The 16,710-nt window shown below is 65.9% G+C and carries 17 protein-coding genes and 1 pseudogene; 10 read left to right on the forward strand and 8 right to left on the reverse strand.

The genetic code is table 11. From position 1 onward, the window contains the following. Positions 1-33: 33 nt before the first annotated feature. From ACAM42_RS06215 to ACAM42_RS06225, 3 genes are read left to right on the forward strand one after another with little or no spacing between them, the layout of a single operon-like run. A complete protein-coding gene (locus ACAM42_RS06215) occupies positions 34-1,293 on the forward strand; it encodes an SfnB family sulfur acquisition oxidoreductase (protein WP_369631418.1) in 1,260 nt (419 codons plus the stop codon). Position 1,294: 1 nt separating this feature from the next. Further along, a complete protein-coding gene (locus ACAM42_RS06220) occupies positions 1,295-2,071 on the forward strand; it encodes an ABC transporter ATP-binding protein (RefSeq protein ID WP_369631419.1) in 777 nt (258 codons plus the stop codon). A gap of 44 nt (positions 2,072-2,115) precedes the next feature. Beyond that, positions 2,116-3,357, forward strand: coding sequence for an acyl-CoA dehydrogenase family protein (locus tag ACAM42_RS06225; protein WP_369631420.1), 1,242 nt, complete (start codon positions 2,116-2,118; stop codon positions 3,355-3,357). A 590-nt stretch (positions 3,358-3,947) separates the two neighbouring features. Here ACAM42_RS06225 and ACAM42_RS06230 read toward each other — a convergent pair. Genes ACAM42_RS06230 through ACAM42_RS06250 form a run of 5 tightly spaced genes read right to left on the reverse strand, consistent with a single transcriptional unit; the run spans position 3,948 to position 9,189 of the window. Further along, complete coding sequence (locus tag ACAM42_RS06230) at positions 3,948-5,015, reverse strand: ABC transporter ATP-binding protein (RefSeq protein WP_369631421.1); 1,068 nt, start codon at positions 5,013-5,015, stop codon at positions 3,948-3,950. A gap of 38 nt (positions 5,016-5,053) precedes the next feature. Then, positions 5,054-5,953, reverse strand: coding sequence for a carbohydrate ABC transporter permease (locus ACAM42_RS06235; protein ID WP_369631422.1), 900 nt, complete (start codon positions 5,951-5,953; stop codon positions 5,054-5,056). Further along, complete coding sequence (locus tag ACAM42_RS06240) at positions 5,940-6,848, reverse strand: carbohydrate ABC transporter permease (protein WP_369631423.1); 909 nt, start codon at positions 6,846-6,848, stop codon at positions 5,940-5,942. Before ACAM42_RS06240 ends, ACAM42_RS06235 begins: the two co-directional genes overlap by 14 nt. A gap of 11 nt (positions 6,849-6,859) precedes the next feature. After that, positions 6,860-8,215, reverse strand: coding sequence for an ABC transporter substrate-binding protein (locus ACAM42_RS06245; protein ID WP_369631424.1), 1,356 nt, complete (start codon positions 8,213-8,215; stop codon positions 6,860-6,862). Between the two features lie 14 nt (positions 8,216-8,229). Continuing rightward, positions 8,230-9,189, reverse strand: coding sequence for a TauD/TfdA dioxygenase family protein (locus ACAM42_RS06250; RefSeq protein WP_369631425.1), 960 nt, complete (start codon positions 9,187-9,189; stop codon positions 8,230-8,232). Positions 9,190-9,382: 193 nt separating this feature from the next. On the opposite strand from ACAM42_RS06250, the pseudogene ACAM42_RS06255 reads away from it, so the two are divergent. Next, positions 9,383-9,580 (forward strand): annotated as a pseudogene (locus tag ACAM42_RS06255) (IS5/IS1182 family transposase); the annotation flags it as partial. Positions 9,581-9,810: 230 nt separating this feature from the next. On the opposite strand, the gene ACAM42_RS06260 reads toward ACAM42_RS06255, so the two are convergent. The 3 genes from ACAM42_RS06260 to ACAM42_RS06270 are packed head-to-tail and all read right to left on the reverse strand — an operon-like array spanning position 9,811 to position 10,315. Beyond that, positions 9,811-9,957 (reverse strand): hypothetical protein, encoded by a 147-nt coding sequence (locus ACAM42_RS06260; protein ID WP_369631426.1) that lies wholly within the window; start codon positions 9,955-9,957, stop codon positions 9,811-9,813. A 26-nt stretch (positions 9,958-9,983) separates the two neighbouring features. After that, on the reverse strand, positions 9,984-10,175 hold the full coding sequence (locus ACAM42_RS06265) for a hypothetical protein (protein ID WP_369631427.1): 192 nt from the start codon (positions 10,173-10,175) through the stop codon (positions 9,984-9,986). Beyond that, on the reverse strand, positions 10,166-10,315 hold the full coding sequence (locus ACAM42_RS06270) for a hypothetical protein (protein ID WP_369631428.1): 150 nt from the start codon (positions 10,313-10,315) through the stop codon (positions 10,166-10,168). The genes ACAM42_RS06265 and ACAM42_RS06270 overlap by 10 nt, the downstream gene beginning before the upstream one ends. A gap of 484 nt (positions 10,316-10,799) precedes the next feature. On the opposite strand from ACAM42_RS06270, the gene ACAM42_RS06275 reads away from it, so the two are divergent. Genes ACAM42_RS06275 through ACAM42_RS06300 form a run of 6 tightly spaced genes read left to right on the forward strand, consistent with a single transcriptional unit; the run spans position 10,800 to position 16,702 of the window. Beyond that, entirely contained in the window at positions 10,800-11,570 is a 771-nt protein-coding gene (locus ACAM42_RS06275) for a GntR family transcriptional regulator (protein WP_369631429.1), read from the forward strand. Beyond that, a complete protein-coding gene (locus tag ACAM42_RS06280) occupies positions 11,567-13,303 on the forward strand; it encodes a fumarate reductase/succinate dehydrogenase flavoprotein subunit (protein ID WP_369631430.1) in 1,737 nt (578 codons plus the stop codon). Before ACAM42_RS06275 ends, ACAM42_RS06280 begins: the two co-directional genes overlap by 4 nt. A 41-nt stretch (positions 13,304-13,344) precedes the next feature. Further along, positions 13,345-13,578, forward strand: a complete 234-nt coding sequence (locus ACAM42_RS06285) for a ferredoxin family protein (RefSeq protein WP_286542440.1) — start codon at positions 13,345-13,347, stop codon at positions 13,576-13,578. 35 nt (positions 13,579-13,613) lie between these two features. After that, positions 13,614-15,035: an ABC transporter substrate-binding protein gene (locus tag ACAM42_RS06290; protein ID WP_369631431.1), complete on the forward strand. Its 1,422-nt coding sequence runs from the start codon at positions 13,614-13,616 to the stop codon at positions 15,033-15,035. 18 nt (positions 15,036-15,053) lie between these two features. Then, the gene (locus ACAM42_RS06295; protein WP_369631432.1) at positions 15,054-15,854 is read left to right on the forward strand and encodes an ABC transporter permease; all 801 of its coding nucleotides are present in this window, start codon (positions 15,054-15,056) and stop codon (positions 15,852-15,854) included. After that, on the forward strand, positions 15,851-16,702 hold the full coding sequence (locus ACAM42_RS06300) for an ABC transporter ATP-binding protein (RefSeq protein ID WP_369631433.1): 852 nt from the start codon (positions 15,851-15,853) through the stop codon (positions 16,700-16,702). The genes ACAM42_RS06295 and ACAM42_RS06300 overlap by 4 nt, the downstream gene beginning before the upstream one ends. The last annotated feature ends 8 nt before the right edge of the window (positions 16,703-16,710 follow it).

The raw sequence follows: 16,710 nt of genomic DNA on the forward strand, positions 1-16,710 counted from the left end.
TTCGAAATCACTCGCCATTCCAAAGGCCATCCGATGTCCGCTGTTCTCCAATCCTCCGCATCCGCACCGGCCGCAGCCAACGACGCAGTGCCCGGCCTGCCACTGTCCGACACGCCGGCGCATGTGATCCGCGACGACGCCGAAGCCATCGCCGTGGCGCATGCCCTGGCGGCGAGGCTTATCGTCGGCGCCTCCGAGCGCGACCGCCTGCGTCGCTGGCCCGTCGAGGAGATCGACGCCTATTCACAGAGCGGCCTCTGGGCCATCAACGTGCCCAAGGCCTTCGGCGGTGCGGACGTGTCGTACGCCACGCTGGCCGAGGTGATCGCGATCATCTCGGCGGCCGACCCTTCGCTCGGGCAGATCACGCAGAACCACCTGGGCTTCGTCGCCGCGGTGCGCACGGTGTCCGACGCGGCGCAGCAGACGTTGTTCTTCGCCGACTTCCTGCGCGGCGTACGCTGGGGCAATGCGTTCTCGGAGTCCGGCTCCAAGCGCGCGGCCGATTTCGAGACGCGCTTCACCGACGCGGGCGACCACGTGGTGGTGACCGGCAAGAAGTTCTATTCGACCGGCGCGCTGCTCGCGCACTACGTGCCCATCGTGGCCAACGACGAAGCAGGCAACACCTGGTACGTGGTGGCCGATCGCAATGCACCGGGCCTCACGGTGATCGACGACTGGTCGGCCTTCGGCCAGCGCACCACGCTCAGCGGCACGGTGGTCATCGACCATGTGAAGGTGCCCAAGTCGCACTTGATCCCGGCGTTCAAGGGCTACGACACGCCTTCGGCTGATGGCGCGATCTTCCAGATCATCCAGGCGGCGGTCGATGTGGGCATTGCGCGCGGCACTATTGCCGAGACGGTCGATTTCATCCGCACCAAGACGCGTCCGTGGATCGACAGCCAGCGTGAGCATGCATGGGAAGACCCGTATTCGATCCAGGCCGTGGGCGACCTGCAGATCCGCCTGCATGCGAGCGAAGCGCTGCTGGAGCGCGCGGGCCGCGCCATCGACCGCGCGGTGGCCGCACCCGGTGCCGACAGCGTGGCCGCAGCGCAGATCGCGACGGCCGAGGCCAAGGTGCTCTCCACCGAAATCGCGATCCTGGCGACCAACAAGCTCTTCGAACTGGCTGGCACGCGCTCGACGTTGGGCCAGTACAACCTGGACCGCCACTGGCGCAATGCGCGCACGCACACGCTGCACGACCCGGTGCGCTGGAAGTACGCCATCGTGGGCAACTACTTCCTCAATGGCGTGAAGCCACCGTTCCACGCGTGGAGCTGAGGTGACGGCCCCCTTGTTGCGCATCGAGGCGGTAGCGGCTGCGTACCAGCGCTCGATCGTCGCGCTGCACGGCGTGAGCCTGGAGGTGCGCGTCGGTGAGATCCACGCGCTGCTCGGCGCCAACGGGGCGGGCAAGTCGACGACGCTCAAGGCGGTGTCGAACCTGCTGCCGGCCGAGCGCGGTGAGGTCACGGCGGGGCGCATCGTCTTCGACGGACGCGACACCGGTCGCACGAGCCCGGCCGACCTCGTGCGGTTGGGCCTGGTGCAGGTGCTGGAGGGCCGCCACTGCTTTCGCACGCTGACAGTGGAGGAGAACCTGCTGACCGGCGCGCTCGGGCGCAGCGCGCGACGCGCGGAAGCCGCCGAAGACCTTGCGCGGGTCTACGCGATCTTTCCGAAGCTCAAGGACCGGCGAAAGACCCTGGCGGGCCTAAGCTCCGGCGGCGAGCAGCAGATGACGGCCATCGGTCGCGCGCTGATGTCGCGGCCCCGGCTACTGGTGCTCGACGAGCCGTCGATGGGCCTCGCGCCGCTCGTGGTGCGCGACATCTTCGAGCAGCTGCGGCGACTCAACCGCGAGGAGGGCCTGTCGATCCTCGTGGCCGAGCAGAACTCCACCGTGGCGCTGCAGTACGCGGACCGCGCGACCGTGCTCGATGCCGGCGTGGCGGTCTTGAGCGGTGACGCGCAGGCGTTGCGCCAGCGCGCCGACATCCAGTCTTTCTATTTCGGCGAAGGCGATGTAGCCGGCGCTGTTTCCCACGCCGCGGTCTGAAGGCCCGGCACCTTGTCCCATCCGTTTCATCAGGAGCTCGCACCATGAGCCTCACGCTCGAGCAAGCGCTCAAGACCTCGCCCTGGCAAGGCAAGCCGCGTCCGGCCGACGCACCCCAGTGGCTGGCCCGCGCCGCCGAGGTGGCCGCCATCCTCGCGGTCGACCAGGTCGCGCGCGACCGCCAGCAGGCGGTGCCCACGGCCGAAGTGCAGCTGCTCAAGGACGCGGGCCTTACCACGCTGCTCGGCCCGGTACAGCATGGCGGGGCGGGGCAGTCCTGGGACACGGCCTATAAGGTGATCCGCATCGTGGCCTCGGGCGACGGCTCTATCGGCCAGCTGCTGGGCTACCACTACCTCTGGGCCTGGGCGGTGCACCTGGTGGGTACGTCGGAACAGATCGACGCGGTGGAGGCGCTCTACACGGCCAACGACCTGTTCTTCGGCGGCGCGGTGAATCCGCGCGACGGTGATCTGGTGATCACCGAGGTCGACGGACAGCTGGCCTACAACGGCCGCAAGTCGTTCTCGACCGGCTCGAAGGTCTCGGACCTCACCGTGCTCGAAGGCGTGCTGCAAGGCACCGACAAACACATCTTCGCGATCGTGCCGTCGAAGCAGGACGGCATCCGTTACCTCGACGATTGGGACCACCTGGGCCAGCGCCTGTCCGAATCGGGCGGCGTGATCATCGAGGACGTGCGCATCGACTGGGCGAGCGCCGCGGGCTATGTCGACAAGGTCTACCAGAGCCGCACCTACGAGACGCTGAACCTGCCTGCGATCCAGCTCGTGTTCGCGAACTTCTACCTGGGCATTGCCGAGGGCGCGCTGAAGACGGCCGCGGGCTACACGCGCGAGAAGACGCGCGCCTGGCCCTACGGCGGGGACAACAAGGAGGCTGCGAGCGATGAGTGGTACATCCTGGAGGCCTACGGCACGCTGCAATCGCGCCTGTGGGCGGCGGAAGAACTCGCCAACTCAGCCGGCGCGGAAATCTCCGCGCTGCTGCACGCCGAGCGCGATGCCCTGACACCCGAGGCCCGCGGGCGCGTGGCGGTGCGCATTGCGGCGGCCAAGCAGGCGGCGGTCGACATCGGGCTGGAGATCGGCACCAAGGTGTTCGAGGTCACTGGCGCGCGTGCCACCTCGAACGCGGTGGGCCTGGACATCTTCTGGCGCAACATCCGCACGCATTCGCTGCATGACCCCATCGCCTACAAGCGGCGCGAGGTGGGAGCCTATGCGCTGAGAGGGCAGATCCCGGAGCCAAGTTGGTACACCTGAGAAGTAGTCATCGCCAAGGAGAAGGATGTAAGCGCGTTGTGGGCATGCGGGAATTGCGCCAGCTCAACCGGCGATGGCCCGGGATTTCGATTACTGGTGGGCCGACCGACAAACGGCAAGGGGGTATTTTCGTGACTTTGGTTATCGTCGATTGGCCCGCGAAGTCCGGCATTGGCATCGCCCAGAGCTGGTTTCTTGAGGCGTTCGCAATTTGATGCCGTGGTTCCTCGCCGCTCAAACTGTGAGAGAAAACGGGTTGTAGAGCGGCGGGCGAGATATGTCGCGCAAGCAAGCGCGCGGGGGCGTGGCCGAAAAATGACAGATGGCGCATTCATGCTCTCAAACAGGTCATGTCCTTGTTCCGCCTTCGCACGATCCCACCGATAGTGATATGAAACCACGTGCTTTTGGCTTCGGGAACGATTCGCCAGCGTGGTCAGATCCAGTGCTGGTCCGTTCGTGTGGGCCATCGATCCGCTGCTGCCAGCCATTGTGAATTCGTGGGCGCGACTGCGGCCGTCGAGGCGGAGTCTCAACGATGCAGCGGCGGCCGTAGACGCCGATGAGCAGGCGAGGCCCTGGCCAGCGCGTTAGTTGAGCCGCTGCCCGCCTGCTGCGTCGAAAAGATGCGCCTTCGCTGCCACAGGCCACAGCGGCAGCCGCTCGCCGGGGCGGGCGTCGATGCGGTCGCGGAAGGCGGCCATCACCGGATGGCCGCCCAGGCGCAGCGCCACCTGCGTTTCCGAACCGGTCGGCTCGACCACCACCACGTCGGCGGGCAGGCCCTGCCCGGCGTTGAGGGTGAAGTTCTCCGGGCGCGTGCCGTAGAGCACGCGGTCGCCGTGTGTGCCGCTCGATGCGTTGGCCAGCGGCAGCCGCAGGCCGTCGTCCGTCAACACATGCGGTGCGCCGTCGAGCTGCAACCGGCCGGGAATGAAATTCATCGCGGGCGAACCGATGAAGCCGGCCACGAAGGCGTTGCGCGGGCGGTCGTACAGGGCGAGCGGCTCACCGATCTGTTCGACTTTTCCTTCCTTCAGCACCACGATGCGGTCGGCCATGGTCATCGCTTCGACCTGGTCATGGGTGACGTACACCGTGGTCGTGCCCAGCCGCTGGTGCAGCGCCTTGATCTCGGTGCGCATCTGCACGCGCAGCTTGGCGTCGAGGTTCGACAGCGGCTCGTCGAACAGGAAAGCCTGCGGCTGGCGCACGATGGCCCGGCCCATGGCCACGCGCTGGCGCTGGCCGCCCGAGAGCTGGCGCGGGTGCCGATGCAGGAGCTCGCCCAGGCCCAGTGTGTCGGCCGCCTGCTGCACGCGGCGGGCGATCTGGTCTTTCGCGATGCCCTGGATCTTCAGGCCGAAGCCCAGGTTCTGCGCCACGGTCATGTGCGGGTAGAGCGCGTAGTTCTGGAACACCATCGCCACGTCGCGGTCGCACGGCGCGGTGTCGTTGAGGCGGCGGTCGCCCAGCAGGACGTCGCCACCCTCGGCGGTTTCCAGCCCGGCAATCACGCGCAGCAGCGTCGACTTGCCGCAGCCGCTCGGACCGACGAGCGCCACGAACTCGCCGTCGCGAATGTCGATGTCGATGCCGCGGATCACCGGCGTGCTGCCGAACTGCTTGAAGAGCTTGCGGATGATGATGGAGGCCATGAGTTTCTTATGTGGGTTGCTGTTTTCGAAGGCCTGCATCAGTCCTTGACGCCGCCGGCCGTCAGCCCGCGCACGAGGTACTTGCGCACCAGCACCGTGAAGACGATCACCGGCAGCATCACCAGCGTGCCGCTTGCGGCGATCTTGGTCCATTCCCAGCCTTCGTACTGCAGGAAGTTGACGATGGCCACGGGCGCGGTGATGGCGTTGGTGCGCGTGAGGATCAGCGCGTAGAAGAAATCGTTCCACGAGAAGATGAAGCACATCACCGCAGTGGCGGCGAGGCCCGGCGCGGTGAGCGGCAAGGCCACGCGCCAGAACGCCTGCCAGACGCCGCAGCCGTCGATCCATGCGGCCTCTTCGAGCGATGCGGGCACCGCCTCGAAGAAGGTCTGCATGAGCCAGATGACGATCGCGAGGTTGAACGTGAGGTACACGATGGCTAGCCCGATCACCGTGTCCTGCAGCCCGAGGTACTGGTAGGCGAGGAAGAACGGAATGGTGAAGGCGATGGGCGGCGCCATGCGCGTCACCAGAATCCACAGCGCGATGCGGTCGCGACCCTTGAATTTCCAGCGCGTGAGCGCATAGGCCGCGGGCACGCCGATCACCAGCGAGAAACCGGTCGACAGCGTGCTCACCAGCAGGCTGTTGCCGAACGACTTGAGGAAGTTGCCCTGCAAGAGGCTCGCGAAGCCGTCCAGCGTGGGCACGAAGAGCAGGGCGTCGTCGAAGATGTCGGCCACAGGCTTGAAGGCGAGCTGCACCAGCCACAGGAACGGCGACAGCACGAGCAGCACCAGCACGGCGACCGTGAGCGAGCGGCTGTGGGTGTGCCACCACGGCGCGCGGCGACGGCCTGTAGTGCCGATGCCGGCGCCTTCTTCGTGCGTGCCGGCCAGGTCGGCGGCGTCGAGCATACGGCTAATGCTGTTCATGGTCGCTCCATCCGAGTTTGCCGACCAGCCAGCTCAGCACGAACACGCCCACCAGCATCACCGTGGCGATGGCGCTCGCGTAGCCCCAGTACGAGAAGTTGAAGGCCTGGATGAAGCCGTAGTAGTTGGTGACCTCGCTCACGTTGCCCGGCCCGCCGTTGGTCAGCACGTAGATGAGCGGAAAGGCCTTGAAGCTGTCGATGAGCCGGAAGAGGCCGCACACCACCAGCACCGGCCGGATGTAGGGGAACACGATGTAGCGAAACAGTTGCCAGCGGTTGGCGCCTTCGAGCCGTGCGGCCTCCAGCGGATCGTCCGGAATCATCTGCAGCGAGGCCAGCACCATCAGCATGGTGAACGGAAACCATTGCCAGGTGTCGGCCAACGAAATGGCCCAGAGCGCCGTGTCGGGGTTGGCGATGAGCGAGCGCACCGGCAGGCCCAGGTGCTCGAGCACGCGGTGCATGGGGCTCACATCGGGCGTGTACATGATCTTCCAGATCAGCGCGACGACGATCGGCGGCAGCACCATCGGAATGAGGAACAGCGTGCGCGCGCCGTCGAGCACGCGCGACTTCCCGTTGAGCAACAGCGCGAGCCCGAGGCCCACCAGCAACTGCAGTACCACGCTCGATGCCGACAGCTTGAACTGCACCGCGATGGAACCGAGGAAGCGGTTGTCGTGCAGCAGCTGCCGGTAGTTGACCAGCGGATCGTCGAAGCGGAAGGTGGCCGCCGGGTCGGTGAGGCTGAGCGGCGTGAAGCTCGCCACCAGCAGCGCCACGGCCGGCACCAGCGTGATGACGAGCAACACCGTCAGCGACGGCGACAGGCCCAGCAGGAAGGCCCGGCGCCGCTCGGCCTGCCAGCCCGGCGCGGAAAGAGCGAAGGCCATGGCTCAGGGCTTCACAGCTTGATGCCGGCGCGCTTGAGTTCGGCAATCGAGTTCGCTTGCGCCTGCTGAAACGCCTGCTTGGCCGACAGCTGGTTGCTCGCGATCAGTTCGATGGCCTTGTTCAGTTGCTGGTCGATCTGCGGATAGACCGACACCGTGCGGTACTTCATGTGGCCCGTCTTCGAAGCCAATTCGATGGCGTCGAGCGAGAGCTTGGCCAGGTCGCTGCCGTTGATGACCTGCTTCTGGCGGAACTCGGCCGAGTCGATGTCCGAGCGGCGCGCCGGCGAGCCGTAGCCCGCGGCCACCGCCTTGCGCGTGGTCTGCTTGCTCAGCGCCCACTGGATGAAGGCCCACGCCGCTTCCTTGTTCTTCGAGCCGGCCGGAATGCCGAGCCCATGCACGGCGGTGCCCGGAAAGCGACCCGCCGGGCCTTTCGGAACCTGGCCGAACCTGACGGTCTTCAATGTCTTGCTGGTTGCCGCATCGCCCAGTTGGGCCAGGTGCAGTTGTCCGGCGTCGGTGAAGTTGACGCGGCCGAGCTTCAGGGCCTGTGTGACCTGGTCGGGCTGGTAGGTAATGGCACCGTCGGGGCCAAACTCGCGCAGCAGGTTTGCGTAGTACTCGCCGGCGGCAATGGCCTCGGGCGTGTCCAGCGTCGGAAACAGGTCGTCCGGTGCCTTGCGGAACACGTCGCCGCCAAACGCGTGCAAATAAGGCACGAAGGTCCAGCCGTAGTGGTTGTCGGCCACGAAGCCGGCCACCCGGTCTTTCTTGTGGACTGCTCGCAGCACTTTCACAAGATCGTCGGTGGTGTCGGGGAACGCGAAGCCCGCCTTCTCCAGCAGGTCGAAGCGCGACGAGGCCGTGAGCAGCGCTTCGGCGGTCCAGGGAATGCCGTAGAGCTTGCCGTCCTTGCCGGTCTCGGGCGCGCGGGCGCCGGGCAGGAAGTCGTTCAGGTCCCAGTCGGCGCTCGTGAGGTTTGGGTTCCGGATGTAGTCGTCGAGCGGCGTGAGCCAGCCCGAGTTGATCCAGCGGCTCGAGTAGATGAAGGTAACGTTGACCACGTCGTACGCCGAACCCCGTGTCGAAAGCTCCAGGTCGACACGCTGGTTGTAGACCGGAAAGGAGGGCGCGTCGAAGTTCACCTTGGCGCCCGTGAGCGCCTCGAACTCCGGCAGCCACTGCTGCAGCAGCTTGGGATAAGTGGCGCTGAAGGTCGACACGTTCAGTGTGACGCCCGCGAACTTCTTCGCACCACCTTGTGCCGCAGTGAGCCCGGGAAGAAGAAGCGATGCGGCGCCAAGCGCGGCCGATGTCTTGAGCAGGCTACGCCGATGCAGCCCGAAGGGGGAGGGGGATGTCATGGAATGCGGGGGCTTCAGGCAGAGGCGGAAATGACTTCGTCGATGCGCGCGTCGTTCGTGGCCTCGGGCCGGCTGCGCGTTCTGCTGCGCCGGCCGTCGATGGCCACGGCGGCTTCGCCATGCACCGTCACGCGTCGCACCAGGCGCGGCTGGTTGCCGTAGTCGTTGATCGCGAAGTGCTGCGTGGCGCGGTTGTCCCAGATCGCCACGTCGTCCTGTTGCCAGCTCCAGCGCACGGTGTTTTCGAGGCGTGTCACGCGGTTCTGCAGCAGCTCGAAGAGGCGCGCCGACTCGGCACTCGACAGCCCCTCCAGCTTCTTCACGAAATGCCCGAGCAGCAGCGCACGCTCGCCCGACACCGGATGCACATGCACCACCGGATGCTCGGCCTCGTACACGGCCGAGACGAACACGTTGCGGTGGTGGCGCAGGCGATCTTCTTCCACCAGCACGCGGTCGGCGCCGTAGTCGTAGTCGTTGCTGTGCACGGCCCAGAGCTGGTCGGCCAGCTGCTTGAGCTGCGTGGGCAAGCGCTCGTAGGCGACGGCTGTGTTGGCCCACACGGTGTCGCCGCCGTAGGCCGGAATCTTCACGCCGCGCAGGATCGAGATCTTCGGAAACGCATCGACGAAGGTCACGTCGGTGTGCCACGAATCGGCGCGCCCACCGCCCTTGGAGGCGTCGAGCTCGAAGAGCTTCGTGCCCGTGGGCGAGGGCACCGTGGGGTGCGCCACCGTGCGGCCGAAGCGCGCGCCGAAGGCCTGGTGCGCGGCGTCGTCCAGATGGCCCTGGCCGCGGAAGAACAGCACCTTGTGCTTCACGAGGGCGGCCTCGACGTGCGCGATCTCTCCCGCAGAAAGATCGGCGGAGAGCTTCAGGTTCTGCACCTCGCCGCCGATGTGGCCCGCCACGCGCCGAATGCGCAGATCGCCGAAGCTCGTGTCGATGGATGAAGGGGGTGCGCTGTCGCTCATCGGGGACTCCTCTGTTCGTTCATGACGTGGGCAGGCAATGCCGGAAGCCGCAGATTCTGTGGTCGCGCGCCGCAGGAGTGAACAACGGAATCGTTGTTTCGACATGCGTGAATCTTCTTAACAGGCGGCAGAAATACCTGACCATGAAGATTGCCTGCGCGTTGTTCTTGTAGCCCAACAACAGCCCAACCCGATGCGCGGCCCAGACTCATTCACCATGCGACGGCCGGACCATTGCGTTCCCGCCGATCACCCGCTGCGCCGCATCCAGGTGATGGTCAATGAGGCGCCGGCCGAGACGGACGCGTTGTTCTCTCGGATGTACGAGGCCGACGTCAAGGGCGGACGCCCAAACATTGGGCCGGAGAGGCGGCTGCGAGCCATGCTGCCGTAAATCCTGTTCAGCAACGACGTGGCGTAGGTGTCGTCCACCAGGTGCAGCCCGCCGGTGCCGCGCACTGTGTCTTCGAGTCGCAGCGTCACCGGAAAGTGCTGCGTGAACGGGTCAATGCCCTGCCGGTCGAATGAGAAAAAAGAAGTTGGATTGCGCGGTCCGCGTCCATGCGCAGATCTGTGCGTCGGCAAGGTCCAGGCAGGCGAACGCCGGTTGTGATTGCGCGTCTACGCGATCACGCCGCGCCCTTTGGACGAGCCCGCCCCTTCGACCGCCACGCCGCCGGCCGCGCAGAAGGTCGCCCAGTTGTAGAACTGCGATTTCGTGATCGACGAGAACGTTGGGCCGAGCCCGTAGGCGTTCGAGAACTCCATGTCCGAGAGCGGCCATCAGCTGGCCATCACCAGTGAGCACGTTGCTGCCCAGCACGCGCCTCAGGAAAGCGCAGCCGCCGGTGGCGATAACAACCGCGCCGGCCCTCACCCCCCCAGGTGTCGCTGCTCTGGCGGTTCACGCCGGTGGCACCGTAGACGGTGCTGTGCTCGAGGATGTGTGCACCCGATTCCTTCACGCGCTTGCGCATCAGCCGCATGTAGTCGGCACCTTGCAGCGCAGCGCGCTCTGATCGCCGGAGGGAAATGGATAGCCCAAGCCCTTGAGCCGCTCGACATTGGCCCAAGTCAGTTCGAGCCCCCGGTTCATCCAGGCGTGCTCGGCCAGGTGGCCGCCCATCGCGAGGCGGCTGTCCTAGGCCTCTTCGTGTGCCTTGCCGTCGAGCGATACATGCAAGAGACCAGTACCCGAAGACGCAGTGGCCCCGAGGTGCCGCAGAAGCTCTTGTCGGCCAACAGCACGTGCACGCCCTGCTCAGCTGTGCTCACCGCAACTTAGGCGCCAGCCGGGCCGCCGTCGATGACTAGCACGTCCACCTGGTGCTGAACGGAGTCATGGCCCCGGGAGGGAAGCTGCCGCTAGAAAGTTCTTGCGCCCATAGTCGTCCACCTTGCAAGGCAAAGAGAGCGATCGTGTCAACGCGCAGCGCGGCGCACAAAGAAGGAATACGTGGATCAATATGCCGTTGGCGCACCCAGCAAGCCCAGGGGCTGACCATGATGCACCAATTTCCGCATATCGAAGCATGTTTTCGTTATTTAACGAAAAAAGTATCGCTGACTACCATCTGGCCTCATTGAACTGGTCATAACAGGTCAGCCGCATGTCTACCGCCAGGGCGCTCGCGCCCATCGCCTTTTCTCCCGTCCCGCTCTACACCCAGGTGCGCGAGACACTGCGCGAGCGCATCCTCGACGGCACCTACGCACCACATGCGCAACTGCCCTCCGAAAGCGAAATGGTCGCGCTGTTCAAAGTCAGCCGCATCACGGTGCGGCAGGCGCTCAGCGACCTGCAGCGCGAGAACCTGATCTTCAAGATCCCGGGCAAGGGCACCTTCGTCGCCAAACCCAAGGCCTTCCAGCAGCTGGGCCAACTCGAGGGTTTTGCCGAATCAATGGGCCGCATGGGCTACGAGATCCGCAACCAGGTCACCAGCCACAAGACCGTGCCAGCCTCGCCGCGCGTAGCGCAGCGCCTGGGCCTGCCCGAGGGCACGCCGGTCGCGCAGATAAAGCGCGTGCGCCACCTCAACCGCGCCCCGGTGTCCTACGAGGTGACTTACCTGCCCCACGCCATCGGCGAGCGGCTGCGGCAGGCGGACCTCGCGGGCCGCGACATCTTCCTGATCCTTGAGAACGACTACGGCATCGCGCTCGGCCATGCCGACCTGCAGATCGACGCGATGCTCGCCGACGAAGTGCTCTCCCGCGCCCTGAGCGTGCCCGAGGGCACCGCCGTACTGCGCGTGGAGCGACTGACCCACACAGCCGAGGGCGCACCGCTGGATTTCGAAGACCTCTATTTCCGCGGCGATGCCTTCCAGCACCGCCTGCGCATCGCCCGCAGCTATCCCACGAAGACAACCCCATGAACATCCTCACCCGCACCGTCGACGTGCTGGTCATCGGCGGCGGCACGGCCGGTCCGATGGCCGCCGTCAAGGCCAAGGAAGCCAACCCGAAGCTCGAAGTGCTGCTGCTCGAGAAAGCCAACGTCAAGCGTAGCGGCGCCATCTCGATGGGGATGGACGGCCTCAACAACGCCGTGGTGCCGGGCTTCGCCACACCCGAGCAGTACGTCAAGGAAATCACCACCGCCAATGACGGCATCGTCAACCAGAAGACGGTGATGGCCTATGCGCGCAACAGCTATTCGATGATCGAGGAGCTCGACCGCTGGGGCGTCAAGTTCGAGAAGGACGAGACCGGCGACTACGCGATGCGCAAGGTGCACCACATGGGCACCTACGTGCTGCCGATGCCCGAGGGCCACAACATCAAGAACGTGCTCTACCGGCGCCTGAAGCGCACGCGCGTGGAGATGTCGCAGCGCCTCGTGGTCACGCGTCTGCTGACCGCGGCCGACGGCAGCATTGCAGGCGCGATGGCCTTCGACTGCCGCACGGCCGAGTTCCACGTGATCCGCGCCAAGTCGGTGGTGCTTGCCACGGGCGCGGCCGGCCGGCTCGGCCTTCCCGCCTCCGGCTACCTTTTCGGCACCTACGAGAACCCGACCAACGCGGGCGACGGCTACAGCATGGCCTACCACGCGGGTGCGGAGCTCTCGGGCATCGAGTGCTTCCAGATCAATCCGCTCATCAAGGACTACAACGGCCCCGCCTGCGCCTACGTGACCGGCCCCTTCGGCGGTCACACCACCAACAACAAGGGCGAGCGCTTCATCGAGTGCGACTACTGGAGCGGCCAGATGATGATGGAGTTCTACAACGAGCTGCAGGGCGGCAACGGCCCGGTCTTCCTCAAGCTGAGCCACCTAGCCGAGGAGACCATCGCCACCATCGAGCAGATCCTGCACACCAACGAGCGCCCGAGCCGCGGGCGCTTTCATGCCGGTCGCGGCACCGACTACCGCGAGCAGATGGTGGAGATGCACATCTCCGAAATCGGCCTGTGCAGCGGCCATTCGGCCTCTGGCGTTTGGGTGGACGAGCATGCGCGCACGACAGTGCCAGGCCTGCATGCGGCGGGCGATCTGGCCTGCGTGCCGCACAACTACATGCTCGGAGCCTTTGTCTACGGCCGGCTTGCAGGTGAAAGCGCTGCAAGGCATTGCGCAGAAATCGAGCTGCCCGCGCTCGACGAAGAACAGGTCGCACGCGAGCACGCCCGCGTCAGCGCCCCGCTCCTTCGCAGCGGCGGGCTGCCGCCCGCGCAGGTCGAATACAAGCTGCGCCGCATGGTCAACGACTACCTGCAGCCGCCCAAGGTCACGCGCAAGATGGAGATCGGCCTCTCGCGCTTCGAGCAGATCCACGAAGACCTCGAACAGCTCGCCGCCCCCGGCCCGCACGAGCTGATGCGCGCGATGGAAGTGCATGCGATCCGCGACTGCGCCGAGATGGCCGCGCGCGCCTCGCTCTACCGCACCGAGAGCCGCTGGGGCCTCTACCACCACCGCGTGGACTTTCCCGAGCGCAACGACCGCGACTGGTTCTGCCACACGCAGTTGCAAAAGCAAGGCGACGCGATGGTGAGCTTCAAGCGGCCGGTCGATCCCTACATCGTGCCGCTCGATGCGCACGAGATGTCGGCCTACCAGCACCTGCGCGTGTCCGCCGCCGTGCGCGAGCCGGTCGCGGCCTGACACCTTCACAACTGCACCGCGACAAAAAAAGAGAACCCCACATGCCCCTCGCCTTCAACCCCACCAGCGTGCCCGTGCGCGTGGACGACGACAAATGCATCGCCCACAAGGGCTGCACCGTCTGTGTGGACGTCTGCCCGCTCGACGTGCTCGCCATCGACCTTAGCAAGGGCAAGGCCTACATGAAGTTCGACGAGTGCTGGTACTGCATGCCTTGCGAAAAAGACTGCCCCACCGGCGCGGTCACCGTCGACATCCCCTACCTGCTGCGCTGAGCCGCGGCCGCCGCATTTCAACCCGGAGCATCACGATGAAAACCCAGAGAACCCTGACGCTGTGGAGTGCGACTCTTGGCCTGCTGCTGGCCCTGCCTGTCGTTTCGGTCGCACAGGCCGAGACCATCCGCATCGCCATCGGCACGCAGGACACCACGATCAACTGCGCCACCGGCGGCCTCTTGATCCGCGAACTGAAGCTGCTCGAGAAATACCTGCCGCGCACCGGCAAGTACAAGGACGCGCAGTACCAGATCGAGTGGAAGAACTTCACCTCCGGCGCACCGCTCACCAACGAAATGGTCGCGGGCAAGCTCGACCTCGGCTCGATGGCCGACTTTCCGGGCAGCTTCAACGGGGCCGCCTTTCAGAAGGCGGGACGCAAGAGCATCTTCATCACCGTGCTTTCCGGCAGCACCACGGGCAGCGGCAACGGTATCGTTGTGCCCAAGGATTCGAAGGTGCAGTCGCTCGCCGAACTCAAGGGCAAGACCATCTCGGTGCCCTTCGCCTCGACCTCGCACGGCATGCTGCTGCGCGCGATTCAGGCGCAAGGCTGGGACCCGCTGAAGGACGTGAACATCACCACCCAGGCGCCCGAGGTGGCCGGCCCCGCGCTGCAGGCCGGCAAGGTCGAGGCGCATGCGGATTTCGTGCCTTTCGCCGAGCTCTTTCCGTACCGTGGCTTCGCCCGCAAGATCTACGACGGCTCGCAGGCAAACGCGCCCACCTTCCACGGCAGCCTGGTGGACGAGGAGTACGCGAAGAAGTACCCCGAGGTCGTCACCGCCTACCTGCGCGCCGCGCTGGAAGCCGACCGCCTCGTGGCCGCCGAGCCTGAGAAATACAGCGAGCTAATCACCAAGGTCACGGGCATCGAGGCCGAAGTCAATTACCTCTTCCACGGCCCGCTCGGCCTGCAGACGCGCGACCTCAGCTGGAAGCCCGAATACCGCCAGGCGGTGAAGACATCGCTCGACACGCTGCGCCTGTTGAAGCGCACCGACAACGACATCGATGCCAATGCCTTCGTGCAGGACGGCTACATCCGCACCGCCTTCAAGGAGGCGGGCCTGGACTACGACAGGCAACTAAAGAACTACGCCCGTGCCCCGCTGGTCGCGAAGGATGCAGCGACCGGGAAGCCCATCGCCGATGTGAGCCGCGTGGCGCAGGTCTGGGTGGCCGGCGAGCCGCTGGTGCGCCACTACGCCTCGCCCGAGAACGCTTTCGCCGACTTGCAGAAGCTGGAGAAGGCAGGCAAGAAGGCGCGAGTGGTCTATGCGCAAGACCGCCACAGCGGCAACAAGCTGCTGGCGGCCGATGCGTGGTTCGTGCTCGGCGCTAAGGGCGAGGTCGATGTCTTCCTGCTCAAGGATCAGGCCGAGGGCTGGGCCGCAAAAAATGGTGGCAAGGTGGCGGACTTCGCCGGCGTGCGCGCCGCGCTGGCCGGCTGATGTTCCTCGGGCTTCACCATGACCAGCTTGTTCAACAACGGCAACCTGCCGCGCGCCACATGGCGCATTGCCGCGCTGTTCCTGTGCGTGCTCGCATGGCACCTGGCCACGCGCGAGCGTATGAACCTGGGCTTCATCACCTTCCAGAACGTGCCGCGACCGCGCGAGGTGGCCGAATCCGCGTGGTCGCTAGTTCAGTCGCCGCTGGTGCTGCAGCATCTGTCGGCGAGCCTGCGCCGCGTGTTCATCGGCTTCGGCCTCGCGGCAGTGGCGGGCGTTGCGCTCGGTCTTGCGATCGGCCGCGCCAACTGGGCCGAGGACACGCTGCTGCCGCCGCTCGAAGTGCTGCGCCCCATCCCCGCCGTCGCGTGGATTCCGCTGGCCATCCTGATGTTCCCGTCATCCGAAGCTTCGATGGTCTTTATCACCTTCGTCGGGGCGCTTTTTCCTGTGCTGCTCAACACCGTGCACGGCGTGGAGGTGGTGGATGCGCGCCTCGTCGCTTCGGCACGCAGCCTGGGCGCGGGCCGCCTCGCGGTGTTCCGCGAAGTGATCCTGCCAGGCGCGCTGCCGAGCGTGGTCACGGGCCTCGCCATTGGCATGGGCACCGCTTGGTTCTGCCTCGTCACGGCCGAGATGATCTCGGGCCAGTTTGGCATCGGCTACTACACGTGGATGTCGTACATGATCCAGAACTACGCGGACATCGTGGTGGGCATGCTCTTCATCGGCGTGCTCGGTATGGGCAGCAGCGTGCTGGTGCGGTGGGTCGGCCAATCGCTGATGCCATGGCGCGCCGTACAGGAGAAACGCGGATGAAGGCCGACGTGCAAACCGGCCGCATCGCCATCGACGACCTGCGTGTGCGCCTCGGCCAGGGCGCGCAGGCCTTCGATGCGGTGCAGGACATCACGCTGCATGTGGAGCCCGGCGAATTCGTCTGCCTGCTCGGTCCTTCGGGCTGTGGAAAGTCGACGCTGCTCGGCGCACTCGCCGGCCATCTGACGCCTGCGGGCGGTGTGATCCAGGTAGACGGCGAGCCCGTTTGCGGACCGCATCCGGACCGCGGCCTCGTCTTCCAGCATCACACGCTCTTCCCCTGGAAGAAGGTGCTCGACAACGTCGCTTTCGGCCTGAAGATGCAGGGCATCGGCCGCAGCGAGCGCCAAGCGCGCGCGCACGAGATGCTACGGCTTGTCGGCCTGGACGACTTCGCCAACTTCTACCCCTCGCAGCTCTCGGGCGGCATGCAGCAGCGCGCCGAGATCGCTCGGGTGCTCATCAACCGTCCGCGCGTGATGCTGATGGACGAGCCCTTCGGCGCGCTCGATGCGCAGACGCGGCTCATGATGCAGCGCCAGTTGCTCGACGCCTGGGCGCGCGTGCGCACCACCATCGTCTTCATCACGCACGACATCGACGAGGCGCTGTTCCTCGGCGATCGCGTGCTGGTGATGGGGCCGCGGCCGGGGCGCATCGTCGCCGAGTTTGTGCTCGGTTTTCACCGGCCGCGCGATCCGTCGCTGGTCACTTCTTCCGAATTCACTGCGCTCAAGCGGCGCTGCCTGCAGCTGCTGCATCCGCATGCGGACGCCAGCGAACCGCTGGAACGCCTCACGCCGCTCGGCGCCGCCCCCACCGCTGCGCAGCTGCGCTTTGCCATCTAGAAAAAAAA

It is taken from the genome of Variovorax sp. V35, assembly GCF_041154465.1.
Classification (GTDB): domain Bacteria; phylum Pseudomonadota; class Gammaproteobacteria; order Burkholderiales; family Burkholderiaceae_C; genus Variovorax; species Variovorax boronicumulans.